Raw genomic sequence first — 26,827 nt, 5'->3', positions numbered from 1 at the left:
TCAAAATGAGAGAAAAAAGCGTTATACTTTTTGCTATGGCGGCGTCAATCGTGCAAATACAAGGGCCAGATTACACGATCTATGCGATCTGTATGGCCTGAACCTCGGTAATAGTCAGCAACCAGCGACAGCAACGACATTCAGCAACACGTTAAGCTGCATTGACATCTGCGGTCATCAACAATTCGCCACGCAAGGTGTATTTATAACTCTCTGTGATGGTGACGTCGATCAGTTGTCCGATCAGTCGTGCGCCGTTTGGGCCGCCATCAAAGTTCACCACACGATTGTTTTCAGAGCGTCCTTGCAATTCCTCAGCGTCCTTTTTAGATGGGCCTTCAACCAATATACGTTGCACGGTCCCAATCATCTCTTCGCTGATGCGGATTGTATTGGCCTGAATTGCCGCTTGCAAATGTTGCAAACGCTTCAACTTGACCTCATGCGGCGTGTCGTCGACCAGATTAGCGGCAGGCGTACCAGGGCGCGGACTAAAAATAAAGCTGAAGCTATTGTCGTAACCGGTCTCGTGGATCAGTTTCATCAATGCATCAAAATCTTCATCCGTTTCACCCGGAAAACCAACGATAAAATCACTGGAAATACAAATGTTAGGGCGCACCTTACGCAAACGTCGGATCACTGATTTGTATTCAAGGACGGTATATCCACGTTTCATCGCCGCTAAAATGCGGTCTGAACCATGCTGCGCCGGCAAATATAAATGATCGACCAACTTAGGCACTTTGGCGTAGGTATCAATCAACCGTTGCGTGAATTCTTTCGGGTGGCTGGTCACAAAGCGGATACGTTCGATACCCGGTATCTCGGCAATAAATTCGATCAGCAGCGCAAAGTCAGCGATTTCTCCATCGGCCATTTCGCCGCGGAATGCATTCACGTTTTGACCCAGTAACGTAATTTCTTTGACACCTTGCTCGGCCAGACCAGCGACTTCAGTCAATACATCCTCAAAGCGGCGCGAGACTTCTTCACCGCGCGTGTAGGGCACCACGCAATAACTGCAATATTTGCTACAACCTTCCATGATGGAGACGAACGCGGTCGCGCCATCCACCTTGGCCGGTGGCATGTGATCAAACTTTTCGATTTCAGGAAAGCTGATATCAACCTGAGAATTGCCGGTCATGCGGCGTTGCTTGATCATTTCTGGCAAACGATGCAGAGTTTGCGGGCCAAATACGATGTCAACATACGGCGCACGTTTAACGATTGCCGCGCCTTCCTGTGAGGCAACACAACCGCCGACGCCGATTAACAGATCAGGATTTTTGAATTTAAGTTCACGCAAACGGCCAAGATCGGAAAATACCTTCTCTTGCGCTTTTTCGCGGACCGAACAAGTGTTCAATAAAATAACGTCGGCATCTTCCGGGCGATCAGTTTTAACCAAGCCATGGGACGCGTTAAGGACATCGGCCATTTTATCCGAGTCGTATTCGTTCATCTGACAGCCGAACGTTTTTATGTAGACTTTCTTTTGTATCGTGTTTTCCATGACTACCATTTCAAATTGCTGCGTTGACTCTCGACTGACTGACTCGCTTCGTCGGTGGTCAGTATCCAGACGCGATCTACGTCACCCTGGATATTTTGTGTGTAATTTACTAAATAAGTACTAGCCCCCAGAGATACGGGAATTTGCGTCAGATGATTTTGACCCCAAATCCGTGAACCGGGGGAAAGCTGCAAATTGGCCTTGTCAATGACGATCGCAGGATAGGCGGTAATCGTCATTTTGCCACGCAAGGTGGTCTGCGGAAACGTGCGGTCAAAAGCGACTGCGGGAAGGGCCAATGTTGCCATTGATACTGCAATCAACCAGCGTTTTAACCACATCGTTGTCTGCATAGATGAACTCCATTGAGTTGTGTGTTTAATTTTGTCAGTATCGAGCCAGATTGCGTGTTGCATAAATATTTAGAAGCGCAATTCTGTGCTTCTCGCATTTATCCCGATGATCGACCGGCAAAATACAGCTAATGCAGCATAGTGAGATCATGCGCCAAGAACCTATGCCGCTCGTTGGTTCAGTCTATTCGGCAACTTCAGCATAAATAGCTGCAATTAAGCTCACCATTTACAGAGACAGTGTTTCGGGAATCGGTACTCGGGCGGGATTATAGCATTCCGAAATAGTAGTTTATCGGCTAAAGCCCTTTTGTATGCGGTGTTAACGAACCGGTCAACGTTATTTAAAGACATTTAGCAACAGATAGAGCCAAGTGCTCACAATGCGTGCAAGTTACGGCCGCAAGTTAAGCCTTTCCGACGGGATATCCCTACTTCCCTACTTGCCATCCGGCGTCCTCACGACTGCTTAGCAACAACTAATCAGATAACATTTTGGCGAAGTAGAGTGCCCGCTTTTTGGGGGAGTCTCTCGCGGTTCCCAAAAGCGGGTATGTGAACAAACTTAATTGACCATTATCTGCGAGAAAAAATAGCCGCTAAAAGCAACTATAAAATAGTCTGAAGACTTTACACTTTGAGATACCAGGTCACAGCATTTCCCGCGGCGTTAATTTTTGATCCGGGTATGACATTCCCGGCCTCCAATCGCACCGTTTTGCCTTGCATATGCGGTGCATGCCAGTTGCCGGTTATTGGACACACATCGCCCGGATAAGCTTTTTGATCGGCGAATATTGGCGGTGCGACCGGTGGCCGGGTTTTTACATAGTCCGCTTCTTCAGCGGGAATCGTGCCATCCAGATAGCGCTTGTCTTCCCACAGCAAACGCCACCAGACTTCCTCCCACTTATCCGTGCCTTCCAATTGATATTCGGTGGCGACCGCACCCGCTAAAAAATAATTAGGGCAACCGACTTTTGCGGCCATTTTTGCCGGATCGGTATTGGTGAAGATCGGCATGATAAACCACGGTTCCCAGATACCGTCAGTGGGAATGGTCCCGCCGCTGAAGATTTGATCCTGATGGTTATGGTTATAAGGCGGGCATGATGGAAGGTAATCCGGGAAGATACGAGGGATCGGCCATTCGGGTTCGAAGAAGAGGGTTTCATAGGTCCATTTTTGGGACTGACGTAGGCTATCCTCATCCACTAAACGAAAAGGGTCGTAATCTTTAAACTCACTCATTGTGATTCCCCGAGCAGATTGCATTTCCGACGCGATCATGACGTCCTTGATGAAGGCGGTATGATTGCTCGGATGAATGCTATTTCCCGGATGTTCACAGACCATGCCTAAAGCAATATAAAAAGGGTCATCTTCCAATCCATGTTCATCAGCGTAGCGACCAAATAATAGCCCCATAAAACCTGCGTGAGACATCGTTTTATACGCCTCTTGCTTATGAGGCGAGGAACGGAGCAGCGCCAGCCCTTGCTCCATTGGTATCATCTGGCGCAGGAATTCTTTATATTCATATTCGTGCCGGATCTGAGTATGGGCGGCATAGCGATAGTTTTGTACCGTAAGCGGCGGATTCTTAAGTTGCTTAACAAACACATCCAAAAAACCTTGATACCGCAATCTGACCTGATCCAGAAAAGTAAAACTGGTATATTTTTTAAGTAAGTAAAACGCCTGATTCCGTGCTTGCTGTTCCTGCTCTGGTGTCATCGATTGTCGGTTTTGCATATTATTTCCCTATCTGTTAGTTATTTGTTTGCCTACCCGCCGTGGCCGCACCGCGTAATAGATAACCTTCCTGGACGATCTTGGCGGAGCGTTCGTTAGGGGCCAAAAAGACGGCGGTTGGCCGCACATGATGTGGAATGTTTGCGTCCGTCCAGTTGGTCGGCTTTACCGGTACATGTTTTTCAACGTATTCACGCAGCGGCTTGTGATAGGCGTCATGAAAGTCGATATACAGCTGAATCTCGCCACCCGGCAACAAGATACCGGTGGCTTTCGCCCCCTGCGAATCAATTTGCTCGGCCACTTTGCCGCGCCATGCACGAATACCCTCCCAGCTGTCGTCAACATGAATACCCAGTTTGCGCATGTCGTCTGCGGATGGTACGTGTTCCAGCACCAGATAAGCGCCGTTTTTACTCCAGCCTTGCTTGACTGCGTAATCCAACCGCCATGCTTTGCCATTTACCGGCATTTTATCTGCCCAAAAACCTCCGATTTTTCTGGGCTCTTCTGTTTCAACTATTCTTGGCAGATAGACCTTCTTTCCTGCGGGGAGCAATACCGGTTCTATTGATGCTTTACTACTGAAGGCATATAAGTTTGGGTAAATAGTAAGGTCCCCAATTTTTTCCTTACGTCCATCCAATCGAGGCCATCCCTCCTTATGCTTATAATGCGCTCGCGTCGCCGATGTATGTCCCTTACTCGCAATATGAATAGGTGACACCTCGCCAATGCGCGCCTCGGTGGTGCGAATTTTGATTGGACCCGCACCGACTGTGATGGGAAAAACATTACCCTCAATTAAATTGCTGCGCACTTTATTGAGTAAAGCGTTCAGTTCTTTAAAAGCTTGTGGAATCATTTTGTCGGCCAGAAGCTGTAATTTGTCGAGCTTTGGCGGCAGCGCTTGCAACCAGCTTTTGACCGGGGCGGGCAATACCGCGCCCAACTCACGGGCCGTAAAAATACTCGTGTCGCGTAGACGGCGCATCAATACATAATAAGCTGACGTGACGGTTGCCTGATACGCTGTAAAGTCCAGCGTGTTAAAAAAAACGCGTGTATTTCCGTAGCCCATTTTGCGCAGGAAGGCCAATATCTGTTCGCCTATGTGTGATAGTTTGGCGGAGTCATATGCCGCCTGTAATAGCAATCTGCCGACACCTTTCACGATCCCGCCGAACACTGGTACCACGGCCATTAAACACAATACCAATGCGACCCAGTTCCAGATGTCTTTCGCCTCTTTATCGCTATCGGCCATGCGCAAGCTAATCGCAATGGCATCGCGGGCAGCCGTGATTTCGCCCGCTACAGGAAACATGCTGACCACTGCGTCGACGACAATTTGGCCCACCGTTGGCTTGGTTTAAACTCTCCTTTTAATGCCCCGCCGATCCACTGTGCACCGTTGCCGATCTGGTTCACGGCCTGATTGCCTACCCGATGCGCGCGCTCCCAGATATCATCGGCGACCTCGAATACGGTCAGTTCGATTTCTGCACTCATGGCACATCTCCCCTTTTTTTAATGGACTTGTGCTTATCGCTCTGTCGTTCTCGGGGGTTGATCGGTGCCGATGCAGGTTGGTTCAGGCGTGTTGGAATAGCGCTGCTAAATGCGCTGAAAGTGCGACTGCTGGACATGGGGGAAGACCTTCCGCAACGAACGTGAGGACGATTGACTGTAATCGTGGAGGTGAAAAACTCTGCCTAAATAATAAACGTCTTACGTTAAAAAAGATGTAAGAACATTCTTAAAGTAAGCGTTTCTTTTGAAAATAAATGTAGCGGGGTTTTTGAATTGCCGGGTCGACAAAAAAGTCGGGTTAATTAAATAATGTTGAAAAAAATCAACGACGCAGGCGATCAGGGTTATCAATATTTTTGGTGGCAAAGAAATTGATAGTCGGCTATTAAGATTGCAGGCCTCGTTAAACCGTCGTTAGCTCAAACGCGGAAATAAAAAAGCTCTCAAGATTGAGAGCTTTTTTATATTGCTAGTTGAAAAAAAAGCAGCTTACAGTCGCGCAAGTAATTCCGTTTTTTTGGTGACGAATTCTGCTTCGCTGAGGAGATCTCTGCTGCGCAAGTCGGCCAATTTCTCAATCATGACAAATATATCGGCGTCGGCAGTGTTGCCAGATTTCGGTTGTGGCTGTGACGGCTGCTGTTGTTGCTGCGTTGCTGCCACCGGTTGCACATTATTATCTTGCACTGGCACTGGTATTGGCGTGTTTGTAGACTGGTTGATGTTATTGTTGGCTTGACTTGCTTGCGGGATGCCATCGATTGAGATAATCGGTAAGCGGGCTACATCAATCAGTCCGTACTGGCTGTTAAAACAGATCGAACCACCGTACGATTGTTGCTGCGAGAAGCCGCCGATTTGATGGTCTAGCGTGTCATAAACGGTAACTCTTCCGTTCAGCTCAATCACCAGCCGACGCGCTTGGGCGAAGTAAGCGTAGCGCACGTCGTTTTGCGCGCCGGTGCTATTCGGCCAGCGCAAATCGGCGGGCCACCAATCAGCAGATTTACCTGGCGCTGGCGGCACGAACAGGCTCGCCGAATGATCCATTTGCGTAAAACTTGCGTCCTGATATTGCGTATTTGCATAATTGTTTTGCTGTTGGCCGCCCTGACGCGAACCGCCTTGGCTTTGCGACTGAAAGCTTCCCGTTCTCAGCAAGTCAGGCTGATTCGCGACCAGGCGCGCAAGCTCTGAGCATAGGCTATCAACACGGTTTTTAAGGTAATTATTAAACATGTCAGACACCATCGTCATCCCGCCTTGCATCCATTGGCCCGAGCCGCTGAATTCAGGGTGATTAAACTGTGCCATCCCGCCATTTCCATTGATGACCGACTCAAGCATGCTTAACACCGCATCAAAGCTGAAGCCGTGACGTCTTGCGATTTCTTCGATTGCCAGACGACCGTTTGGAGAAAGTTGTTGCATGGTAGTTTTCCTATTCTGCGAATGACAAAGGGAAAGGTTGCGATCGATGCCAATGGCGTACTACAGGCAAGGATGGGAGATCGTGATGAGAGGTAAATGCTGATTTTGCGACATCTTAAACCGTTATCAAGCTTGCACGCCGTGATTCTCCGTAATACAACGGGTTAAGGGCGGTAAACATGCAACCAGTGTTTCCGGCGCATAACATACTCACACAATCGGTGACTTTGTCGACACATTAAAGCGCAGTACAAGCCCAAATATGAGGTCGTCTGACACAAGGTCTGGAATGTTGCGATAGTGGATTGAGGTATGGTGACGCCGTACAGACTGGTTTATGGAAAATACTATTCAGACTGAGGGGAGGATTTTGATGACAATACACATCGAACGTATTGTATCGGGCACTGTGCTGCGAATATAACGACTATCGCAATCTACGCACCAGGTAGGTGCATTTGTTCCTGCAAGAAAATACTAATATTCAGACACTAAGCTAAGCGTTGCTGAATCTTAGTATGTTTTCTAAGTATGTTTTTAAAACCACGCTGCAACACTGCAACGTCGCCATATTAGATCGATTTGTTATCTTGCTGCGATACTGATTTTGATGAAACATAAAAGCGTAGAGCAAAGGCGACGACTGCTAAAACGACTGGAAAATATTGAAGTGTGCTCATGTTGTGGCTCCAAGAAATAAGGGTTAAATCGATAGCCACAAGTATAAAAAAGAAGCCGTTCGAATGCCAATTTCGAATACCCATCTCTACTATATGTTTCTTGAATATCACCACCTTATTAACCTTATTTTTAACCTGATTGACAGAGCCACACAGACTGAATCACAGAACAGTCGATTTCAAGCGAATTTATCTCATCAAATATTCTCCGCACGTGCAAGCATTGTGCACACAGCGTCGCGCGCCTCGGCTGCGAGTGCCTGCATGTCCAGACCCGGCACAGCGCCATCGCGCACAACTTCGCGCCCGCCGATCAGCAGCGCGCGCAAATGCGCCGCACCACCACTGGCAACCGGACCGATGGCGGGATCGTGCAGGCCAAAATAACGCGGGTTGCGGCTAAGGTCGTAGATCGCGATATCAGCCGCTTGCCCGGGCACCAATGTGCCGACAGCAGATAAACCCAACACGGCCGCGCCGCCTGCAGTACCCCAGCGCACCACATCCTCGACGGTTGCTGCATCAGCGCCAGCTTCGCCTTTGCCATTTTGATAGAAGGGCCGCGCCGCTTCGCCACCCTTGGCACGTTGCATCAGCCACGCTGCGTGCACTTCCGAAATCATATCGGCGGCTTCATTTGAGGCCGCGCCGTCCACCCCGAGAGAGATAGGCACGCCAGCGTCTTCCAATGCGCGGATGGGTGCAATGCCACTGCCGAGTCGACCATTGCTTTGCGGGCAATGCGCAATGCCGGTGCGGGTCTGACCCAGCAACGCGATCTCATCCGCATCAAGTTTGACCATGTGCGCGAACCATACATCCTCACCAACCCAGTCAACACTCTCACAAAAGCGCACCGGACTCATATTGTGCATACTTTGCACGCTATCTTGATAGCCCACCGTTTCCGAAAGGTGCGAATGCAGGCGCAAGCCCAGCCGACGCGCAACCGCAGCACACTCACGCAATTCGTGCGGTCGCATCGAATATGGTGGCGTGGTCGGGGCAACCACAATGCGGCGCATCGCGTCGGGTGCGGGATCGTGATAGCGCGCTGCCAGACGTTCGATATCGGCCAGATAGCCATCAAAGGTCTCGGCCCGCATCGCTTGCGGTAATGTCGATTCAAGCTGGCGTGTGAGTGTGGCACCGCCGCGGCACAGTACAAAGCGTAGACCGAGTTTCTCTGCCTCCTCGAACAAAATCGCCGAAGAATCGAAATCTTGTCCCGGATAATAAAGATAGTTGTGATCTGCAACCGTCGCGCAGCCTGATAAAACTAATTCAATCAATCCGATACGCGCCGCCAGTCGAAACAGCTTCGCGTCAAACGCAGCACGGAAGCGGTACGGCGTCGCCGCCAGCCAAGGCGTCAGCGTCGCATTGATACCAAGCGGATCGCCTTTGAGCACCGCCTGAAACAGATGATGATGGGTATTCACCCAAGCCGGATAAATCACACAATCGGTGGCGTCCAGTGTTCGTTCGCCGGAAAGTGGCGTCAGGCTGCCGATTGCGGCAATACGCCCATCCGTTACACGGATATCAGGTCCGATATGGCGGGCCGCATCGCCGCTTAAACCAGTGAGGATGCTATTGGCATTACGGATCAATAAGTTGTTCACGATAACTCGCTTTCATGCCAGTGGCGCAGGCACAAGCGGGAGATCGCGGCCATGCTAAGAAAGAGTAGCACGCCAGTGACCGCGATCAGCAACAACGCTGCAAACATTACCGGAATGTTTAATTGAAAGCCTGCCTGCAATATCTGATAAGCCAGACCCGCACCGTTGCCACCCGTGCCAGCGACGAATTCAGCGACGACCGCACCGATTAACGCTAATCCGCTGGAGATCCGCAAGCCGCCAAAAAAATATGGCAAAGCACTTGGAATGCGCAGCCGCAGCAATATCTGCGATGGCGTCGCACGGTTCAGTTTAAACAGGTTCAGCAAGCCAGGATTGACACTCCGCAAGCCTAATAAGGTATTGGAAATAATAGGAAATAGCGCGACCATGGCAGAGCAGATCACCAATGCCGCTGTCGGCTGCTTGACCCATATAATGATCAGCGGCGCAATCGCAACGATGGGCGTCACCTGCAACAGAACGGCATAAGGAAAAAGACTGATTTCGATCAGGCGACTCTGCACCAAAAGGAACGCGACGACGACGCCTAGAATTGTTGCACTTAAAAACGCCAGCGCAGTCACCTTCAGCGTGACTAGCAATGCGCCAAACAGCGCGCTCCAGTTAGCAAATAGCGCATACATAATTTCCAGTGGCGTTGGTATCAGATAAGTGGGTACTTTCCAGATAACGCACAACGTCTGCCACGTGCCTAGCAATAAAAACCCTACCAGCAGCGGCGCAAAGAAACGCAGCGCACGCGGGTTATGAATGAGTGGCAATTTCATAGTAGTCTCCTTTTACGCGTCAAGCGCGTTGGCACGGATCAGCAGTTCGGAAAGAGTTTGGCAGTGCTGCACAAATTCAGGCGAGACGCGAAACGCCTCGTCGCGATGCGCTGGTCCGTCAATCTCAACCTCGGCAATCACGTGGCCGGGTCGCGCGCCCATCACCACCACCTTCGTCGACAAAAATACCGCCTCATAAATACTATGCGTGACAAAAACAACGGTCAGATCCTGCTTACTCCAGAGATCGCGCAGATCGGCGTCCAACTTGTTGCGGGTGAATTCATCCAGCGCACCAAACGGCTCGTCCATCAACAACAAGTTGGGTTCGGTCGCCAGTGCCCGTGCGATCGACGCGCGCATCTGCATGCCACCAGAAAGCTCGCGCGGCCACGCATGATGAAATTTTGACAGACCCACCAAATCCAGCGCACGTGCTACACGGGCATCGCTTTCCAATTTTGGTATTCCCGCAAGATTCAGCGGCAGGCGGGTGTTAGCGGCCACACTTGCCCATGGCATTAATGTCGCTTCCTGAAACACCATCGACATACCGCGACCAGGCTGGCGCAATGGAATGGCACCCTCATTCCACCAGCGCACATGTCCAGCGCTCGGTTGATCCAGACCTGCAAACATCCGCAGCAGCGTACTCTTTCCACAGCCGGATGGACCAAGTAAAGAGACAAACTCGCGGCGCTTCACATTGAGGCGCACGTCGTTAAGCGCATGCGTTCCGTTGGGGTAGATTTTTTCTACCTTGTTAGCGAACAAAACGCTGTCAGCATCAGGGTTGATCGCACGTTCCGCAGAAGTAATCGGATTATATTTCATCAGCATAGCGTTCTCCTTGGCGGTCCGGTTCAGGTACGAAAAACTTCGACTTCACCATGTGCGGTGAGCAAATCCAAAAGCTGCTTGCGGATCATCAATCCGGGTTTATCCGACGGCATGTGAAACTCTATGCGGCGTCGGGTATCGATACAGGCGTCTGGATCAGTCGCTTCCAAAATGCCGCGGTCCTCGGCCGTAATGGCTGCATCCCAATCGATCAGCGTCTGCGTGCTAACAGCCTCTTCGCTGTCATTGCGATACAGCCATTGCACCAAAATTATGTGATCATCATCAATTGGCGTGGCACAGTTATAGATAATATGATCGATACCGCTAGTTGGGTACATGCAGCCGAAGCGGCGGCAAAAAGGCAGATAGTAGCGATTGATCAGGTGCCGATTGGTGATCGCATCACTGGTGCCCGTGATCTGGTGACCAGCTTGCGGATTGCGGATCGGCACCATCGTTTCGGCTTCGAAACCATAGTCGGTATCGGTGAATGTATAAGGGGCTGGCGTGGGTTGATCCAGAATACCAAAATTAGCTTTATGAACAAAAGAAAAATGCGCATTGTCGAACGAGTTTTCCATCATCCGTACCGGACTGGTTTTCCATTCCTCATAGAACTGAAATATACGTCGATAGCCTGGCGCACCGTCTTCAGGAAAATCCGGAATCGGACGTAATGGATCTTCCAGTGCCACCCAGACATAACCGTATTTTTCCTGGCAATGAAACGATGGTACTTTGGCCCCGGCGGGGATGGCATTGCCTGGATTTTGCGGAATTTTTACACAGGCGCCAGAACAGTCATACGTCCAACCGTGATACCCGCAGACGATGTTATCGCCCTCAACAAAACCCTTGGAAAGCTTGGCTGTGCGATGGCAGCAACGGTCGCGCAATGCAGCTGGCGTCCCATCCTCTTTTTTCCATAAAACGATATTTTCACCAAGAAGCGTAAAAGGCTTCGGACCATCTTCAAGACTGCTCATTGGCATTAATGCATACCAGAAGCGACGCAGGACAGGCTGTTTTGTAACTAACATGGCGGTACTCCTTACTGTTTAGGACTTTCGCAAAATCGCCCCAGCGGCGTTGTGCTCTCCTAGCCGTACTCGCGTACTGACTTCGTCGGCACGCATTGCTGGGACGGTTTTTCCTGAGTTCTAAATTTAATTATTTAATTATTTAATTATTGATTATTTTTATTCGATCGAAAATGAGCAAAGTGTTTCAACGTAAGTTCGTTTAAACCATCCTCATCTCCGTAAAAATCAAGGCATGATTTTCAGGTCTTTAACAAACCGTGTCGTGTAGGCCTTTTTCCAGTCGGTGTCGGATTTCAATAATCCGGCCGATACCATGAATTTGTAGGTCTGTTCCCAGCGTGCGTCGGTCATCACGCCTGCGCCTAGTTTGGCTGCGTCGCCGCCGTCAAAAACCTTTAGTTCTTTCATCCGTTTGACGCCATAGGCGATCTGCTCGTCATCCATTTTAGGATTTTCTTTTTTGATCAGTTCATTACCAGCGGTTGGGTCGGCGAGGTAACTTTTCCAGCCTTCAATCGATGCTTTCACAAAGCGCACCACCATGTCTGGTTTGTCCATGATCGTCTTCTGCATCGTCACAATCGTGCTGCCGTAGGGTGGATAGCCATCATCTGCAAACAGGAAGAAATTGGTTTTGACGTTGCCCTTCATCGCCTGAAATGGCTCGGAAGAAGGATAGGCTTGCTGCGCCACGTTTGGATCGGCGAAGAACGGTTGCAGATTAAATGTATACGCCCGCACCTGAGCATCGGTATAGCCGTATTTAGCCTCAAGCCAAGGCAACCAGGTTGCGTGCGCCGTGCTGCCTGCCAAAATAGTTTTGCCCTTCATATCGGCCAGACTTTTGACATTCTCGTGCGTCATCATGCCCTGCAAATCTTTCTGAAACGAGGTGGCGACGGTGGTGACCGGCATCCCTTTTTCAACCGCGCTCAACACCTGCAGATCGTAGCCCATGATGAAGTCGGCCTGACCCGCAGCCAGCAGCTGCATACCATTGATCTGCGGACCACCCATCTTGACGGTGACGTCGAGGCCATATTTTTTGTAAATACCTTTTGCCACAGCTTGATAAAAACCGCCATGCTCCGCTTGTGCGTACCACGACGTAAGGAAAATAACTTTATCCTCAGCATGGGCCAGCGGTGCAATCAGCGTGGTGGTGACGAGTGCCATCGCAGTCGCAACACGACGCAGCAGCACACCGTAACGCGTGGAGGGACGAGAAGGGGACAAATGACGGGCAAGGGCGAGCAGCATTTCGGTTCTCCGTTGAGAGGTTGCGCACAGCAAAGCCATGCGATGAACCGGAACACAAGAGGGCGACCAAGCGACAGGCGTAAAATCGCAAAAATGCCAAAGCAATCGTTGGGTCCCCGTTGCGCTCCGTAACGAACACAAGCGTCCATATGGCGGACGCGCAACGGTCATCAAACCGACCGTTACCAGAGCAATGACCCGTTATGCGATCCAGGAAGACCTCACAATTGCCAGCTTCTACTCCGCAATAGTCTAAGCAATCTGCGTGCCAACACTGAGAAAAATAGGCATCTTCATTAAAATCAGTTAGTTAGAACAGGTGCGGTCGTCGTGAGATTTCATGTGAGAAATTTAGCATAGATGTCTGCATCAAATATGCGCAGAAGTGTGGTTCATCTTGGTGCGGAAAAAAAAGGATGGCCTGCGAAATGGCGGCTCAGTCAGAGATATTGGTGACGGGATCACATGCCACATTTCACCTGAAGTGATTATGTTTTGATGAAAATTATTAGCCCCGCTTGTTTCGAGGGCAAACAGATTAGATTTGTATTTCGATGTGTCAATGCGATTATTTTAATCGCGCGACAGCGCATCGCTAATTGTTAAAAGGATTTTTGGTGTGATTAATATTTAGAAACTTTTTTGCATTTTTATAATTAAAACATGTATCTTTTTTAATGGTATTTTTTGAATTAATTAAGTTTATTGTATTTAATGTTGCGCCCAAAGTTTTCATTCATATCAAAGATAAATAAACAAATATAGCCGAAATATTGTCGGAGGTATGATTGAGCGAACACGAATCGTATTATCGTTATTGGGGAAAAGCTCAGCCTTCCGATGGGCTAGCGTCATTTCACTTATTACCATTTCATTGCTTGGATGTGGCTGCGGTTGGAGCTGCCTATTTAAAACGATCTTCTCCTTTACTAAAATCTTACTACGATTTGCTGAAGTGCTCGGAGCAGGTATTTTTGTCGTGGTCGGCTTTTATGTTGTCCATGCATGACTTAGGGAAATTGTGTGTTCCCCGCGACTGCGGGTGTAAGCAGCTAGTTAGGCGTTGGGCATGTCGACTGCAAAAAGCCAATGAACGATCAAGAGTGGGAGCTTGGGAGAGTTTACTACGCACCTGTACAAAAAAATCTAAAGGCTGTGTAGGCGCGCTTATGATGTACATCATAGTAAGGAAATCTAGTAACACCTTTGGCACTATTCTCGGTGAAAATGATGAATCGGATCAGTCAAAATAAAGAAGAAAACTAGACTGTTGTTTTGATACGTTTCACCAAGGAATTATAACTAATCAGTGCGCATCTTTTAATTTTGGATGGCGCTTAAATGATCGTTGGTGAAATATAGGTACATGCTATGACGTCCTGCATAAACCCACTGCTCAGTAACGCCCTCGGCAGTGGTTGTCCAATTGATTTTGTCTGCCTTTCCTCAACTCGTTTCATATAAAACCTGATCGGTTGTCATACCAATAGTTGCGCCAGGCTTAGTGCTCAGCGAGTCTCGTAGCATCTTGTCTTCGTGCATTCCTTGCACCATTTCGCGCATATGGCCGCTAAAGTCCGCGCAGCCGAATAATGAGATAAAAACAGTTGCAGCAAGAATGTACTTTTCCATTTTAGAAGCTAGTAGATTTGATTTGAATGTTATAGCGCAATTACCTTTTAAATAATATTAAGTAAGTAATGTTGGTTTATTTTTTATTTTCTCGACTGTTCTCCTATTTGCCAAAAATAGTTGAACTATAACTTCATGTTGGCCCACGGTGGTCCCCGCGATGGGCAGCTTATCAAATTCAAATTCGCGCTGTTCGGGCGCTCTACTGCTTTGATTTCTTGCATAGACTACTGACTTGGTGAAGCTGGATGCGGGTCTTTTCTAAGCCTTTTAAATTTTGGCGGCAACGTTTTTTTGATTCGCTATCTTGGGGAGGTGCGAAACAGCTCATGTGCGGAATCATTAGGTAATCAAGACTTCGCAAAATGCCCAGCGATGCTCTATACTCTTCTGGTCCCTGAAAAAAACAGGGATCGGGTTTGATCGCCTGCCATACCTACAGCGTACATACGGCGCAATGCCGTTTTTTGTGCGTAGCGTTGTTGCGCCTTCTTTGGGCGGCAATAATGGGGAACCTTCGGGTTGCCGGTTGCTGTAGGTATCGGTCGATCAACCTCGTTATTTGCCGCCCACCCCGTTTGATCGCGGGATGCGGTTTAACTGCTACCTACGGAAGTCACAACATGCTTAGCAATATCTCGCCTATTCGCAACCGTTTCGAAACTATCAAACACCTTATTAGCCAAACCGGTAAGGCGGCACAATCATGAGCGACCGTTCTAGAGAGACACCGGAATCAAAAGCATTTCATCAATCGTTCACATGGTTGCCATCCCAACATAAACATGATCCCGCTGCGCAATTTTATGCGCTGACAGTAGATGTCTGCCGAGGCATACAAACATGCATCGATCTGGTCCATTCTAGTAATTCGGATCGAGATACATGTGATGCACCGACGTTGACTATTCTTGATACGGAACGCTTGCTGCGTCTCGCTTTAACGTCATCTCAGATGCTGGCCGAGATTGCTGCGGAGCGTATTGATCGACTTATTGATACGCGGGATACCACTCGTGGTGACACGGGTGGCAAGGACGCCGCATAGACCCAAACAGGGTATCAGCGCTTGGCGCAGTTTGATGTGGAGGGACGTTCAGCGATCTTCAATTCAGAGCACGCTTGTTTCGCTTCGCATCTTTCCGCAGAATATTTTCTTAACATATTCAGGGCGGCAACACATCTGGCGCAGGTATCAACGAAACGTCCTGATCGATGGCTGCCCGCTCTTGCGCTTGTATGGCGCGCTGAAATCCTATCCGACTTCGCAGGCGCTCCCAATAGGCCAAAACTGAGGGCGTAAAGCGCTGGCTCAAATCCAGATGTTCCGCCAGTAACAACGCATAGCCAACCGAGACGTCGGCGGCAGTAAAGCGTCCCGCGCATAAAAATTTCTGTTGCGCCAATAGGGTTTCGAGCGTTCTCAGGCGCGCCAGAAACCATTTTGTATAGTCCTCTACCGCCTGCGGTAACAGTCGATCCGGTGATTCGAACCGCCCATAGCGCAACACTAACGTTTGCGGAAAAGTCAGCGTTGCTTCACCAAAATGCAGATAATTCAGATACGCCCCGAAGTCCGGTTCATCAATCTCCACGTTTAAGGATTTTGGTGAAAATCGGGCCGCCAGATACTGACAAATGGCGGTCGATTCGGTCATCTGCGTGGCGTCGTCGGAGAAGGCCGGAACCGTGCCTAAAGGATTGATGGCAAGAAAAGGCCGTGCGAGCACGCGGGGCGGGAACGGCAGCATCTTTAATTCATAGGGAATACCCAGTTCCTCCAACATCCAAAGTGGTCGGAACGAGCGTGCGCTCATGCAGTGATACAAAGTAATCACGATTCATTGCTCCAAAGTTGTAGCCGCTGATATCGGGCTTTGCGATGGAGTCTATCATTTTCAATGCGAAATGCTTTCGAGCGATTTGCCCCGGGTGCGCGGTCCCATCACACCGATGGTGATCATCACGATCAGCATCGCACCGGCGATGAAGATGAATACGCCCTCGACCCCGAATCGCCCAAGAATATGGGCAATGACAAAAGAACTCAACACGGCCGACAGTCTGCTCCATGAATAGACGAAACCAACCGCGCGCGCTCTGATGCCGGTTGGATAGAGTTCCTGCTGATAGGTGTGATAAGTGAAAGAAATAATATTGCCCGCCAGCGTGAGAGAGATGCCCAGTGCCACGATCATCGCCGGTGCGCTGACTTGGCTAAAAATCAGTCCGCACACGACATTGACACCCGCCATCACGACGATCACATGTTTACGTTCGAAACGATCGGCAATCCAATAGCCAATTAACGGACCGATAGGTGCTGCCAAACCGATCAGCGTTGTGTAAAGAAGACTGGAGGTGACGGTGATACCCTGTTTGACCAGCAAGGTTGGTACCCAGTTGGCAAAGCCAAAAAAACCGATGGTCTGGAAGATGTGAAAAATAATCAGCATAATGGAACGCTTGCGGTAAGGCGGTTTCCACATGTCAACAAAGCGGCCCACAACGGCGATTGGTTCCGACGGGCCGGGCGCAGGCAACGGTTTGCCAGTTTCTGTTTGTACTTTGAGTTCTAGCGCACGCAGGATCTCGTCTGCTTCTTTCAGGCGACCTTTGCTTGCCAACCAGCGTGGACTTTCTGGCACGTTGCGACGGATCCACCACACCAACACTGCGCCAAAACCGCCCAGTAACACGACCCAGCGCCAGCCAGCCACGCCGAAAGGCGCGTTTGGTACGAGCAGATACGATAAGAAAGCCACTACGGGAACCGCTGCGAAGCCGGTTGCCTGACATACCGCGAAGGCTCGTCCGCGCAAGTGTTTTGGGGCCAGTTCAGATAAATAGGTACCGATGGTGATCAGTTCGACGCCGATCCCAAGGCCTGATACAAAGCGCCAGCTGTTGAGGCCTAATGCCGTCGTTTGGAACACCATGATTGTATTGGCGATTGCGTACCACAGCAAGGCGTAGGTAAAAATGGCTCTACGTCCAAAACGATCTGCCAGAAAGCCGCAAGCTATCGTGCCGACAAATAGTCCGGAAAATAGCGAAGCAATAAAACTGGCGACACCGGAAGTACCGAACAACCCGGCCGTGGTAGCCGTGAGAATCCCACTTTTGACCAGACCTGGTGCAATATATCCGGTAAACAACAAATCGTAAATTTCAAAAAAGAAGCCAAGGCTCAACAGCACGATGAGTTTCCATACTGTTCGCGAAGCGGGGAGACGATCAAGTCTGGCGGAAATACTGCCGCTGTCGAGTGGCACCGTTGGCGCGGTTAAGTGTGCAACCTCTACAGTCGCTAGCGACGCGGAAGAAAAAGGGGGTGAATAGGCCATGTCTTGTCTCCATCTATTTTTAATTTGATCAGGATTTACACAACACTACCGCAGCAACACGGCAAACTTTTGCGCTTAAATCCTGTCGATACAGCTAACGTCTACAGTCAATATTCAATAGCTAAGGTTGGGTGTCATGAACCGCTTGCGCGATTGCCTCCCCCCTCTCGGGGCCGATTCCATCGCCCAGAAAAAGTGCAATTTTCATCATGTCATGCTGACGCTGTCTGATGTGTGTAACGCTGACAAAGTTCTTCGAACGAGATCAGTTCACCGGCGATAGCGCTGGCAACCACAGTGGGCGGACTGGCCAGCCACACCTGTCCGGGACCTGATCGTCCGGGAAAATTGCGATTGATCGCACTCACCGTAATTTGATCGGATGCCGTTGATGCGCCCGGCCCACAATTCGCACAGGAACCGCATGACGGTTGCAGAATCTCCGCACCGACCGCTTCAAAGGCCGCCATATAACCTTGCGCCATGCAGTAGTCGCGCACTGCAATTGTGCCGAACTGCAGATAGAGTTTGACGCCGTCAGCCACACGCAGATCATGTTTTGCAGCCCACGACAATACGGCATGATAATGATCAAAGTCCTCGCGTTTGCCTGCCGTACAGGAGCCGCCGTAGGCGATATCGACCTCCACCCGATCCGATAACTGGTGCAAAGGAATGCCGTTTCCCGGGTCACCGGGAAGCGCGACCATTGGCGTGAGTTTGGCGCAGTTAACTGTGATCACGTGAGCATAGTTAGCGCCAGGATCGCTGCACATCCACGGTTCGATGATAAATTCTACGTCTCGTCGCTCTCGCAAAAAGCGCACCGTTTCGGCGTCGGGTGCGACGATTCCTGTAAATCCCCCTAACTCGGCGGTCATATTGGTCAGGGTTGCGCGTTCGTCCGTACTCATCAGCGTGACTGCCGATCCACCAAATTCAAATACCCGTCCAGCGCCAACACCGGCCTTGATGTCCTGATGCGCAAGCAGATACAGCACGATATCTTTTGCCGTCACACCGGCCGGGATGGGGCCGGTCAATTCAACGCGCATCACCTGCGGAACCGTGATGCGCACGGCGCCGGTCACAAATGCGTTAGCCATATCGGTGGTGCCGACGCCAAAAGCCACACAGCCGAGTGACCCACTATGCGGCGTATGAGAATCGGTGCCGACCAGCACTTGGCCCGGCAGCGCGTAAGTCTCTGTCATGATCGGATGCGAGATACCCTCAGCGCCATGCGCCCAGTCATCTCGCAAATGACCATGCGAGCGCAAGCCGTAATCTTTTACAAAAGTGCGGTGAGCAATCGACAGACCACGCAAATCCGGTAACAAACCGTTGGTTGCATGCATCGGGCTGCGCTCGGCGTAGGACAGATGATCTTCGAAGGTGACGATGGCCTCAGGCTGATGCAAGACTAGCGGCGTGCCAAAGCTTGAATGCAGCATGTGCGCACACATACCGGTGTAATAATCGACGATGAAGCGCCAGTCGGCCCGTACGAATGCGCCGCTGCCGTGCTGCAATGCGCCATCCACGTCATCGGTCTTGATCGCATGACGTGCCAAAATTTTTTCAAAAAGCGTTTTGGGCTGGTGACTGTCGAGTGACGGTGCGAGGGCCGATACCGACCGCATGCGCTGTTGCCCATAGCGCAATAAGCCGCCGCAACGCAGGATCGCCGCCGCCAGCGTATCCCGCGAGCCGACAATTTCTGCGATGTCAATCGATTCGCCGCGCTGAATGCGTTCAATCAGAGAAAAATCGGTGGATGTGAATAAACCGACGTTGTCCGCATTCTGACGATAAATACGCGCAAAACTTTCGGCGATCACCAGTTGAATTCCCGCAGCGCGCTCCGCCACCGGGCTGTGCTCGCGGGATGAGCCCTTGCCATAGTTTTTGCCCGCAACGGTCACGCTGAAGTCCGCTGAGCGCACCGCGTTGCGGCCAATCGGCAAACTATCGCCGACTTTCAGGCCCACATAAGGATAGGCGGCGAGCTTCTCGTCGTAATGCACCAGCACTGGCATCGGCGTGATTTCATCGGTAGAAATATCATCGCGTAGCTTTCCTGCTTGCGACAACACCAGGTCGCTCCCAGCAAGTTGCGCTGTAATAATAGTCGGGTCAGTGCTAAGAAAAAGGATTCGCCCTGTGAGCGTAAGTTGTGTCATGTCAGTCTCCTGAGACGCAATTTACGGTTACAAACACTTTTAGAGGAAGTGCTTTGTCAGCAAGGGGGGCATCGCGGGCGACGATGCCCCCGGGAGGCGACCATTCCAGGTTCGATTTTCTCTCACTCTTACAACCTTGGCCTAGCCCTGCAACACGTCGATCAAAGCATCGACCACGCGCGGACGTGGTGTTTTACGCAAGGCGAAGAGTCGTAATTCGCGCCCAGCCCAAGGCTCGTCCAGTAAACGGCGCACGAAGCGATTCGCACCCGCGTATGCAGATGCCGCACTTTCGGGTAGCACGGTAATGCCAAGCCCAGCCTCGACCATCCGGCAAGCAGCATCAAAACTGCTGACAGACACCGCAAATTTTGGCGTTCTCGATGCAGCCGCGGCGCGCTCATGCAATAATAAATCCAGCGTGCCACCGATATGGATCGAAATTAACGGATACGCCAATACTTCGGCGAAACGCAGGCTCTTCTTCTTTGCCAGTACGTGACCGGCAGGTAATACCACCAGCAGCGGATCGTCCGCAAAGTGCCACGACTCGATGCCTGCCGGTATCTGAATATTGACGCCGATCCCCAGATCAGCGCGGTCGTCCAGGCAGGCGCGCACGATTTCCATACTGCTGCCCTCACTTAATGCCACGTCCACATGCGGATATTGCGCAGCAAAACGCTTGAGTCGTTCGGGCAAAAAGCCCACTACCGACGACGGATTGGCAAACAATCTGACAGTGCCGGCGATCTCGCCGCTTAGTGCCTGTATTTGACGCACCAATGCTTCCAGATCACCCTCAATTCTGGTCGCCAGCGCGGTTGTCAGGTGTCCCGCCTCGGTCAAGGTTATGCCGCGTGGCGAGCGCACCAGCAGCGGCGCACCAATTGCCTCTTCAAGATCAGCTATGCGTCGACTCAGTGCGGAGGGCGCGATATGCTCCTTGGCTGCAGCACGCGTGATCGATCCTTCCTGAGCGGCAGTTACCAGCAGTTGAAGACTATAAGCGTCAATATGGCGTTTCATATGTGTAGGTCAGATGTGTAGGTCAGATGTGGTGAAGACGACGCAACTGCATATTTGGCCCAAAGGCTTGAAGAGGGTGTTTGGATCGCATGGAGGTTATAAATTTTTTCCTTACTCTAGACGACATCATTCTTGCTTGTCAATAATTCGCTTAACGACGTGATTGTCATCGACAGACTGGGCGAACCCCTCGAATCTGATGCGGCCTTATAATAAGGTTTGAACCATCAACACCCATATTTTCCGACATGATGAGGCTTGCCGAATGATCTTCGTCGCTGACATCGGTTGCATTAGCGTGGTATCGCGCTAACCACATATTCGTAAGCTCTGCACGCATTACAAATAATAGAAATACGACTAAACAAAAGGAATCATCTAATGAGCGCAGGTAAAAGACTAGCAGGAACCATTGATCCTATGCATGTGTGGGAGGGTGCTGGCGGCGTGAAGATTGCAGGCGATTCATGGGGCGATCCCAGCGGTCATTTGGTGATCTTGCAACATGGCGGCGGACAGACCCGTCACGCATGGAAGCGCACTGGTCGCCTACTGGGCGCGGCGGGTTATCACGCGGTGGCTTTTGATGCACGTGGTCACGGTGATTCGGAGTGGGCACCGGACGGATTATACGGTCAGGATGTCATGGTCGAGGATCTGAAGTGTGTCATCGCCGCGCTGGGCAAAGGGCGGCCGGTATTGGTCGGTGCATCAATGGGCGGTGGAACCAGCCTGGTGGCGATTGGTGAAGAACATGTCAATGCCACGGCCCTGGTATTGGTGGATATCGCGCCGCGTGTCGAGACCGAAGGTATCGACAAAATTCAGGCGTTCATGAGCCTAAAGCCGGATGGATTCGACTCCCTGCAAGAAGTCGCCGACGCGATTGCGAGTTATCAGCCGCATCGTGAGGCCCCAAAAAATCTCGATGGATTGGCCAAAAATGTACGACTCGGCAGCGATAGCAAATATCGCTGGCATTGGGACCCGCGGTTTCGGCCGCAACGGCACGATTTTGTCGCCCGCGAAATTCGGCTGACAGAGTGCGCACGTCGGCTTCGGTTGCCGACATTGCTGGTGCGCGGCGGCTTGTCGGACGTGTTGACCGAAGAGGGCGCGCAGGATTTTCTACGGCTTTGTCCGCATAGTGAATATGTGAACGTGACCTCGGCAGGGCATATGGTGGCTGGTGATCGCAACGACGTTTTCGGTACGGAAGTCATCGCGTTTCTCGGGCGGAAGGTGCCGTCCGATGGCACACCTTCGTACCCATCTCAATCGTTGAGTCCGCATAGCGCGGCAGGAAATATGTTCGACGTTCCCTGATGCAGGTGTGCGGTCAAGATACAGCATAGTGTAAGAGATGCAAGAAGGGTGTTGACGGTATTGGTCGATACCCTTCATAAAAATTCAGCCGGACTTTACATTCATGCTGTGGTATTTCCTGTCCTTGCCTGACGCGTCCACAGCCGACGATCTTTAGAAAAATGTGGTGCTCGATTTTACAAATCGCGTTGCAATGCTCTATACTCTTTTCGTCCCCGAATAAAAAAGGGAACAGGCTTGATAACCTGAATACACAAAAGCGCACAAACGGCGCAATGCCGTTTTTTTTCGTGCGGTCGTCTTCGTTCGCCTCAATGGGCGGCGGTGACGGGGAAGTCCGCGGACTTGCTGGTTTTCTTTTGTGTGCCAGTTTATCAACCCTGCCATTTTGCCGCCCACCCGCTTGATAACGGGAAGCGGATGAAAAATACACACAAAGGAAAGACATTGCTTAATATCGTTAAACCTATCGCATCCGACCTACGAAACTGCGAAAGTGATGCAGTTGCTATTTTTAGCAGTACAGTCGAGACGCCGAAAAATTCAGGTCATTCTGTTAATGCCGTTGCTGGATTTTCACCCGCAAATTTGGATAATTTCGCCCGTGACGTTAGGATGACACAATCATGAGCGACCCGTCCAAAGCATTTCATCAATCGTTCACATGGCTGCCTTCTCATCATAAAAATAACCCGGTGGCGCAATTTTATGCGCTCACAGTAGATGTCTGCCGTGGGGTGCAGACATGCATTGATCTGGCCCATATGAGCAACTCGGATAAAGGCACATCTGATGCGCCAACGTTGACAATTCTTGACACGGAACGCTTGCTGCGCCTCGCCTTAACGTCATCGCACATGCTGGCGGACGTTGCCGAGAGGCGGATTGATCGACTTGACGACAGCGATAGCAAGAAGCCAAAGGTAGGGACTTAATGTGTGTATTAGTAAAATAATGTGATGTATTGTGAGAAAGAATGTCCTTCAATAAGCGACTAATCTTCATGGCCAGATGCGCGCCCGCTTACGCGTTGCTCTGGTCAGTTACGGCCCTTCTATTTTTGGATGAGGATGCAGCTATGTTGGCGTTTGCGTTTTGTTGATGTACGCGGTTGTATAGTGGTATAGGATAATAAAAAACTTACCAAGCCCGCTTTACAGCGGGCTTTTTAGCGCTCAATGCTATCTCAGCAAATATCTCGCAGGTTGCAAATCCCTATTCCGGAGGTCTCTCCGTCAGACTCTTTTGCCAAATATCCCGATAACCGAACGTCGGTGCCGGTATTTCCTCCGCAAACCAAAAATCAGTAAAGCTAGCCACATGCGGAGCAAGGAACCAGTGAGCATACCCATTGGCATCAATTGCCCACCAACGCGCACTTTTCGGTGCTTCCTTCCAATCAACATGTTGATGCATAGTATTCACCTCCAATAGATGTTGTCGTTAAATGTTTGGACAAGCTAAGCGGTAAGCGGTTTCAATGAATTTTCTGTAGGCGATGCGGATGAAGGCTTTTGCAGCCTGGTAATGCTTTAAAGAAATAAATTTTAGGCAATAAAAACCGCTAATGCAAGAATCAAATGGCTAGCAAGTAGCGCCTTAATCGGCTACACGGTAGTCTGAAGCGGGGATTTTTTTCGCAGAATACTTGGATAAAAATCATCTAATCGTTGCTTCATGTCATGGCGCTGTAATTCTTTCTAATTATTATGCAGCCTTGCCTGCGTTTTATTCGCACTACCGGGGCTGGCGGTCGGGAAACATACCAGCACCAATTCAGAAGCCCGCAGTATCTAGCGGGCTTTTTCACGTATGGCAATCGGATGACGGGTGGGAAGATGGAAATCATTTTTCACTTAACAATGTCAATGCATTGCAGCATTCTGGGCAAGCTGGTCAACTCTCAGAAGTTGTGAAAATAAGTGAATTGCCAACTAGCGAAATAATCAAGAAATCCTAGAATGGAAATACGCTTCACAGAAACGCATTAAAGCCAGTGACCGCACAAACACACCAATCCAGGAGGTAATGATGCGAATGCTACTGAATGTCAAATTTCCTAATGCTGAATTTAGTAACTCTGTCAGGGATGGATCTGCTGGTCAGAAAATAGGCCAGATTCTAGAAGAGTTAAAACCGGAAGCAGTTTATTTCACCGAGCAACATGGGCAACGATCTGCCCTGTTAATCGTCGATGTCGACGACTCTTCAAAAATTCCTATGATTGCTGAACCATTCTTTCTGACTTTTAACGCCAATGTGGAGTTAGAAATAGTCATGTCGCCAGAAGACTTGAAGAAAGCTGGGCTGGAAGAACTGGGTAGAAAGTGGCGATTTTAGGGTTTCCATCAACATTGCCGCCCAACATAATATAACTTTTGTGAAGGGCGGCAACGCAAAAAAAACGTCCTAATGATAGCTATCACCGCGGCCGTAACCATCTCCTGGCCGATGATAATCGTCTCCACCTCTATCCCTGTCTCGGTCTCGATCATGGCCGCGGTCGCCGCCAGCGCCGTGATAATAGTCTCCACCACCGGGACCCCATGGTTCTGCGACGCACCCGCCCAATAGTGTGGCTAGCATCAGCAAAATAGAGAGACGTTTCATAATGCCTCCAGAATAGTTGTCTATATTTACTTCGACGCCAGAACGTGAACCGAGTTCAGATTGTTTATTTTGCGTTTTTCATCTGCACTCCTTTGAATTCAGTTTATCAAACGCGTGTGTCCGTTTTTTTCAGGTTACCTCAAGGAAATCCTGCGGACCTTGACTGCGCAGCTTGACCACGATTACGGGCCTGACGGGGTGCGCCCGGGCCGCACATCTGGCGTCCATCGATTGTCGTCAAAACCAAGGCATCACCAAATGTGATTTACACTCATTTATTTTGATTCGACATTTGCTTTATGCAAGTATTTTCTTGCTTTTTATAAGGATTTTTCCTTTTATCTTCTTTTGATATATATTGTGAGTGTCACTTACAAACGATCGAGGTATCATGCCATCTTCTACTCTTACGACTGGTACACGGAAGGCTAAAGGACAGAAATCCGAGCGCACAGTCGAAGCCCTGATGGTCGCCGCGCAAGCCGTGTTTGTCGCGTCAGGCTATGAGCGAGCAACGACCGCTGAGATCGCTCAAAAGGCCGGTGTCTCGGAGGCTAATGTCTTTGCCTACTTCGGCAGCAAGCGGCAACTGTGCATCGAGGTGCTTCGCCGCTGGTACGACGAGATCAGCGCAGAACTGGAGCGTGACGTGCCCGCGCTTCCCGGCATGCGTGCGCGCCTGCAGTTCGTCATTCGCAGGCACCTTACGCATCTGATGGGGGAAGGCACCGGACTTTGCGCTCTGGTGTTGGGCGAGGGGCGTACGGTCGACGAGGCGTTCTCCGCTGTCATCCTGGAATTCAAGCGGCGGTACACGGCGCCCCTCGTGCGCGCCTTGCATGAAGCTCAGGCGACCGGCGAGTTGCGCGGCGACATTCCCGTCCGTCTGATGCGAGACATGGTGTATGGCGCCATGGAGCACGTGCTGTGGGGCTATGTCGCATCGGGTCGCAAGCCCTCGCTCGAGGAGACGACCCAGCAGTTGACCGACGTGTTCGTGGCCGGCTTCGGTTCGCGGCCCTACCCGTTGGAGGCGCTTCAGCGCTTTCAAACCGACGTCAAGGCGGCGGTGCTGGCGCTTGAGGCAAGCGACACTAACCCCGAAGGGGATCCCTCATGAGTTCGGTAGAAGTTGTGACGGCCACGTCGGCACAGGAGATCGCATGCGCTTTCGAAGGCGGCATCTGCCACATCGAGATCAATCGTCCCGACAAGCGCAATGCGCTCACGATGCCCATGTTCGTAGCACTTGCCGAATCCCTGGCGCTTGCCGAGTCCCGGGAAGATGTCAAGGCCGTCCTCGTGACGGGTACCGGTCAGGCCTTCTGCGCAGGCCACGATCTTCAAGCTTTTGCCGAGTGGCCGCAGGGTCGCGGCGACCCGGTGCCGCGTTTCCTGCATGCCATCGCCGAACTACGCAAGCCGCTAGTGCTCGCGGTGCATGGCAGCGCCGCAGGTATCGGGGTGACTTGGATGCTTCATGCCGATTGGGTGATTTGCAGCCCCGATGCTGCGCTGCGATTGCCCTTTGTCGACCTCGCCATCGCGCCCGAGGCCGCGAGCAGCATACTGCTTGCGCGCGCCATCGGGCTCCAGCGTGCACGGTGCCTACTGATGGGCGGCGAGCCGTTCACAGGGAAGCAAGCGCATGAGTGGGGCCTGGTCACCGAGCTTGCCGAAGCTGACCAAGTTCGGGTGACAGCTTGGCAGCGCGCACGGATGCTCGCCGCCAAAGATGCTCATGCCTTGCGTCAAATCAAAAGCTGGCTGCATCCCGCTGGTGGCTACACGGCGCAGATCGACGCGGAAATCGCTGCCATCAACGAGACAGTGTTGCGCCGCAGCAGCGGTCAACCCAACTGATAAC

The 26,827-nt window shown here is 50.8% G+C and carries 25 protein-coding genes; 7 read left to right on the top strand and 18 right to left on the bottom strand.

Annotation, left to right across the window (positions count from 1 at the left end; genetic code table 11):
• Positions 1 to 151 precede the first annotated feature (151 nt).
• The 11 genes from miaB to RGU75_RS02590 form a co-directional block, all read right to left on the bottom strand.
• Complete coding sequence (miaB, locus tag RGU75_RS02640) at positions 152 to 1,507, bottom strand: tRNA (N6-isopentenyl adenosine(37)-C2)-methylthiotransferase MiaB (RefSeq protein ID WP_322240183.1); 1,356 nt, start codon at positions 1,505 to 1,507, stop codon at positions 152 to 154.
• Between the two features lie 14 nt (positions 1,508 to 1,521).
• Positions 1,522 to 1,872, bottom strand: a complete 351-nt coding sequence (locus RGU75_RS02635) for a hypothetical protein (protein WP_322232732.1) — start codon at positions 1,870 to 1,872, stop codon at positions 1,522 to 1,524.
• Positions 1,873 to 2,502: 630 nt separating this feature from the next.
• Positions 2,503 to 3,627, bottom strand: coding sequence for an Imm72 family immunity protein (locus RGU75_RS02630; RefSeq protein ID WP_322232731.1), 1,125 nt, complete (start codon positions 3,625 to 3,627; stop codon positions 2,503 to 2,505).
• Between the two features lie 16 nt (positions 3,628 to 3,643).
• Positions 3,644 to 4,954, bottom strand: coding sequence for a hypothetical protein (locus RGU75_RS02625; protein ID WP_322232729.1), 1,311 nt, complete (start codon positions 4,952 to 4,954; stop codon positions 3,644 to 3,646).
• Positions 4,942 to 5,139 carry a hypothetical protein gene (locus tag RGU75_RS02620; protein WP_322232727.1) on the bottom strand — a complete coding sequence of 66 codons (198 nt, stop codon included), beginning with the start codon at positions 5,137 to 5,139 and terminating at the stop codon, positions 4,942 to 4,944. Before RGU75_RS02620 ends, RGU75_RS02625 begins: the two co-directional genes overlap by 13 nt.
• 510 nt (positions 5,140 to 5,649) lie before the next feature.
• Positions 5,650 to 6,591 carry an SHOCT domain-containing protein gene (locus tag RGU75_RS02615; RefSeq protein ID WP_322232725.1) on the bottom strand — a complete coding sequence of 314 codons (942 nt, stop codon included), beginning with the start codon at positions 6,589 to 6,591 and terminating at the stop codon, positions 5,650 to 5,652.
• 877 nt (positions 6,592 to 7,468) lie between these two features.
• The gene (locus tag RGU75_RS02610; protein ID WP_322232723.1) at positions 7,469 to 8,896 is read right to left on the bottom strand and encodes an amidohydrolase family protein; all 1,428 of its coding nucleotides are present in this window, start codon (positions 8,894 to 8,896) and stop codon (positions 7,469 to 7,471) included.
• Positions 8,893 to 9,687, bottom strand: a complete 795-nt coding sequence (locus RGU75_RS02605) for an ABC transporter permease (RefSeq protein WP_322232721.1) — start codon at positions 9,685 to 9,687, stop codon at positions 8,893 to 8,895. Before RGU75_RS02605 ends, RGU75_RS02610 begins: the two co-directional genes overlap by 4 nt.
• A gap of 12 nt (positions 9,688 to 9,699) precedes the next feature.
• Positions 9,700 to 10,521 (bottom strand): ABC transporter ATP-binding protein, encoded by an 822-nt coding sequence (locus RGU75_RS02600; RefSeq protein ID WP_322240181.1) that lies wholly within the window; start codon positions 10,519 to 10,521, stop codon positions 9,700 to 9,702.
• 29 nt (positions 10,522 to 10,550) lie between these two features.
• A complete protein-coding gene (locus RGU75_RS02595) occupies positions 10,551 to 11,570 on the bottom strand; it encodes an aromatic ring-hydroxylating dioxygenase subunit alpha (protein ID WP_322232719.1) in 1,020 nt (339 codons plus the stop codon).
• A 228-nt stretch (positions 11,571 to 11,798) separates the two neighbouring features.
• On the bottom strand, positions 11,799 to 12,749 hold the full coding sequence (locus RGU75_RS02590; protein WP_322240179.1) for an ABC transporter substrate-binding protein: 951 nt from the start codon (positions 12,747 to 12,749) through the stop codon (positions 11,799 to 11,801).
• 872 nt (positions 12,750 to 13,621) lie between these two features.
• Between RGU75_RS02590 and RGU75_RS02585 the strand changes: the two genes are divergently transcribed.
• Positions 13,622 to 14,086 carry an HD domain-containing protein gene (locus RGU75_RS02585; protein ID WP_322232717.1) on the top strand — a complete coding sequence of 155 codons (465 nt, stop codon included), beginning with the start codon at positions 13,622 to 13,624 and terminating at the stop codon, positions 14,084 to 14,086.
• 193 nt (positions 14,087 to 14,279) lie between these two features.
• Here RGU75_RS02585 and RGU75_RS02580 read toward each other — a convergent pair whose 3' ends face one another.
• Positions 14,280 to 14,465: a hypothetical protein gene (locus RGU75_RS02580; RefSeq protein WP_322232716.1), complete on the bottom strand. Its 186-nt coding sequence runs from the start codon at positions 14,463 to 14,465 to the stop codon at positions 14,280 to 14,282.
• Between the two features lie 706 nt (positions 14,466 to 15,171).
• Here RGU75_RS02580 and RGU75_RS02575 point away from each other — a divergent pair.
• A complete protein-coding gene (locus RGU75_RS02575; protein ID WP_322232714.1) occupies positions 15,172 to 15,513 on the top strand; it encodes a hypothetical protein in 342 nt (113 codons plus the stop codon).
• 118 nt (positions 15,514 to 15,631) lie between these two features.
• On the opposite strand, the gene RGU75_RS02570 is transcribed toward RGU75_RS02575, so the two are convergent.
• The 4 genes from RGU75_RS02570 to RGU75_RS02555 form a co-directional block, all read right to left on the bottom strand.
• Positions 15,632 to 16,303, bottom strand: a complete 672-nt coding sequence (locus RGU75_RS02570; RefSeq protein ID WP_322232713.1) for a glutathione S-transferase family protein — start codon at positions 16,301 to 16,303, stop codon at positions 15,632 to 15,634.
• 60 nt (positions 16,304 to 16,363) lie between these two features.
• Positions 16,364 to 17,812, bottom strand: coding sequence for an MFS transporter (locus tag RGU75_RS02565; protein ID WP_322232711.1), 1,449 nt, complete (start codon positions 17,810 to 17,812; stop codon positions 16,364 to 16,366).
• 212 nt (positions 17,813 to 18,024) lie between these two features.
• Positions 18,025 to 19,995: an aconitase family protein gene (locus RGU75_RS02560; protein ID WP_322232709.1), complete on the bottom strand. Its 1,971-nt coding sequence runs from the start codon at positions 19,993 to 19,995 to the stop codon at positions 18,025 to 18,027.
• Positions 19,996 to 20,136: 141 nt separating this feature from the next.
• Complete coding sequence (locus RGU75_RS02555; protein ID WP_322232707.1) at positions 20,137 to 21,024, bottom strand: LysR family transcriptional regulator; 888 nt, start codon at positions 21,022 to 21,024, stop codon at positions 20,137 to 20,139.
• A gap of 381 nt (positions 21,025 to 21,405) precedes the next feature.
• On the opposite strand from RGU75_RS02555, the gene RGU75_RS02550 reads away from it, so the two are divergent.
• Together RGU75_RS02550 and RGU75_RS02545 are read left to right on the top strand one after the other, a co-directional pair.
• A complete protein-coding gene (locus RGU75_RS02550; protein WP_322232705.1) occupies positions 21,406 to 22,350 on the top strand; it encodes an alpha/beta hydrolase in 945 nt (314 codons plus the stop codon).
• Between the two features lie 626 nt (positions 22,351 to 22,976).
• Positions 22,977 to 23,285 (top strand): hypothetical protein, encoded by a 309-nt coding sequence (locus tag RGU75_RS02545; protein ID WP_322232703.1) that lies wholly within the window; start codon positions 22,977 to 22,979, stop codon positions 23,283 to 23,285.
• A 280-nt stretch (positions 23,286 to 23,565) separates the two neighbouring features.
• On the opposite strand, the gene RGU75_RS02540 is transcribed toward RGU75_RS02545, so the two are convergent.
• Entirely contained in the window at positions 23,566 to 23,766 is a 201-nt protein-coding gene (locus RGU75_RS02540; RefSeq protein ID WP_322232700.1) for a hypothetical protein, read from the bottom strand.
• A gap of 615 nt (positions 23,767 to 24,381) precedes the next feature.
• Here RGU75_RS02540 and RGU75_RS02535 point away from each other — a divergent pair.
• On the top strand, positions 24,382 to 24,690 hold the full coding sequence (locus tag RGU75_RS02535; protein WP_322240177.1) for a panthothenate synthetase: 309 nt from the start codon (positions 24,382 to 24,384) through the stop codon (positions 24,688 to 24,690).
• A 69-nt stretch (positions 24,691 to 24,759) separates the two neighbouring features.
• Here RGU75_RS02535 and RGU75_RS02530 read toward each other — a convergent pair whose 3' ends face one another.
• A complete protein-coding gene (locus RGU75_RS02530) occupies positions 24,760 to 24,960 on the bottom strand; it encodes a hypothetical protein (RefSeq protein WP_322232698.1) in 201 nt (66 codons plus the stop codon).
• Between the two features lie 391 nt (positions 24,961 to 25,351).
• Between RGU75_RS02530 and RGU75_RS02525 the strand changes: the two genes are divergently transcribed.
• The gene (locus RGU75_RS02525) at positions 25,352 to 26,080 is read left to right on the top strand and encodes a TetR/AcrR family transcriptional regulator (protein ID WP_322232696.1); all 729 of its coding nucleotides are present in this window, start codon (positions 25,352 to 25,354) and stop codon (positions 26,078 to 26,080) included.
• Complete coding sequence (locus tag RGU75_RS02520) at positions 26,077 to 26,823, top strand: enoyl-CoA hydratase-related protein (protein ID WP_322232694.1); 747 nt, start codon at positions 26,077 to 26,079, stop codon at positions 26,821 to 26,823. The genes RGU75_RS02525 and RGU75_RS02520 overlap by 4 nt, the downstream gene beginning before the upstream one ends.
• Positions 26,824 to 26,827: the final 4 nt, after the last annotated feature.

Origin of the sequence: Glaciimonas sp. CA11.2 (assembly GCF_034314045.1) — a bacterium.
Lineage (GTDB): Bacteria > Pseudomonadota > Gammaproteobacteria > Burkholderiales > Burkholderiaceae_D > Glaciimonas.
This window is presented reverse-complemented; position numbering and strand designations above follow the sequence as displayed.

Excerpts from the sequence above, each read along its gene's own strand:
- RGU75_RS02635 (WP_322232732.1), bottom strand. The coding sequence starts at position 1,872 with ATGCAGACAACGATGTGGTTAAAACGCTGGTTGATTGCAGTATCAATG.
- RGU75_RS02630 (WP_322232731.1), bottom strand. The coding sequence starts at position 3,627 with ATGCAAAACCGACAATCGATGACACCAGAGCAGGAACAGCAAGCACGG.
- RGU75_RS02625 (WP_322232729.1), bottom strand. The coding sequence starts at position 4,954 with ATGTTTCCTGTAGCGGGCGAAATCACGGCTGCCCGCGATGCCATTGCG.
- RGU75_RS02620 (WP_322232727.1), bottom strand. The coding sequence starts at position 5,139 with ATGAGTGCAGAAATCGAACTGACCGTATTCGAGGTCGCCGATGATATC.
- RGU75_RS02615 (WP_322232725.1), bottom strand. The coding sequence starts at position 6,591 with ATGCAACAACTTTCTCCAAACGGTCGTCTGGCAATCGAAGAAATCGCA.
- RGU75_RS02605 (WP_322232721.1), bottom strand. The coding sequence starts at position 9,687 with ATGAAATTGCCACTCATTCATAACCCGCGTGCGCTGCGTTTCTTTGCG.
- RGU75_RS02600 (WP_322240181.1), bottom strand. The coding sequence starts at position 10,521 with ATGAAATATAATCCGATTACTTCTGCGGAACGTGCGATCAACCCTGAT.
- RGU75_RS02595 (WP_322232719.1), bottom strand. The coding sequence starts at position 11,570 with ATGTTAGTTACAAAACAGCCTGTCCTGCGTCGCTTCTGGTATGCATTA.
- RGU75_RS02590 (WP_322240179.1), bottom strand. The coding sequence starts at position 12,749 with ATGGCACTCGTCACCACCACGCTGATTGCACCGCTGGCCCATGCTGAG.
- RGU75_RS02580 (WP_322232716.1), bottom strand. The coding sequence starts at position 14,465 with ATGGAAAAGTACATTCTTGCTGCAACTGTTTTTATCTCATTATTCGGC.
- RGU75_RS02575 (WP_322232714.1), top strand. The coding sequence starts at position 15,172 with ATGAGCGACCGTTCTAGAGAGACACCGGAATCAAAAGCATTTCATCAA.
- RGU75_RS02565 (WP_322232711.1), bottom strand. The coding sequence starts at position 17,812 with ATGGCCTATTCACCCCCTTTTTCTTCCGCGTCGCTAGCGACTGTAGAG.
- RGU75_RS02560 (WP_322232709.1), bottom strand. The coding sequence starts at position 19,995 with ATGACACAACTTACGCTCACAGGGCGAATCCTTTTTCTTAGCACTGAC.
- RGU75_RS02555 (WP_322232707.1), bottom strand. The coding sequence starts at position 21,024 with ATGAAACGCCATATTGACGCTTATAGTCTTCAACTGCTGGTAACTGCC.
- RGU75_RS02550 (WP_322232705.1), top strand. The coding sequence starts at position 21,406 with ATGAGCGCAGGTAAAAGACTAGCAGGAACCATTGATCCTATGCATGTG.
- RGU75_RS02545 (WP_322232703.1), top strand. The coding sequence starts at position 22,977 with ATGAGCGACCCGTCCAAAGCATTTCATCAATCGTTCACATGGCTGCCT.
- RGU75_RS02540 (WP_322232700.1), bottom strand. The coding sequence starts at position 23,766 with ATGCATCAACATGTTGATTGGAAGGAAGCACCGAAAAGTGCGCGTTGG.
- RGU75_RS02535 (WP_322240177.1), top strand. The coding sequence starts at position 24,382 with ATGCGAATGCTACTGAATGTCAAATTTCCTAATGCTGAATTTAGTAAC.
- RGU75_RS02530 (WP_322232698.1), bottom strand. The coding sequence starts at position 24,960 with ATGAAACGTCTCTCTATTTTGCTGATGCTAGCCACACTATTGGGCGGG.
- RGU75_RS02525 (WP_322232696.1), top strand. The coding sequence starts at position 25,352 with ATGCCATCTTCTACTCTTACGACTGGTACACGGAAGGCTAAAGGACAG.
- RGU75_RS02520 (WP_322232694.1), top strand. The coding sequence starts at position 26,077 with ATGAGTTCGGTAGAAGTTGTGACGGCCACGTCGGCACAGGAGATCGCA.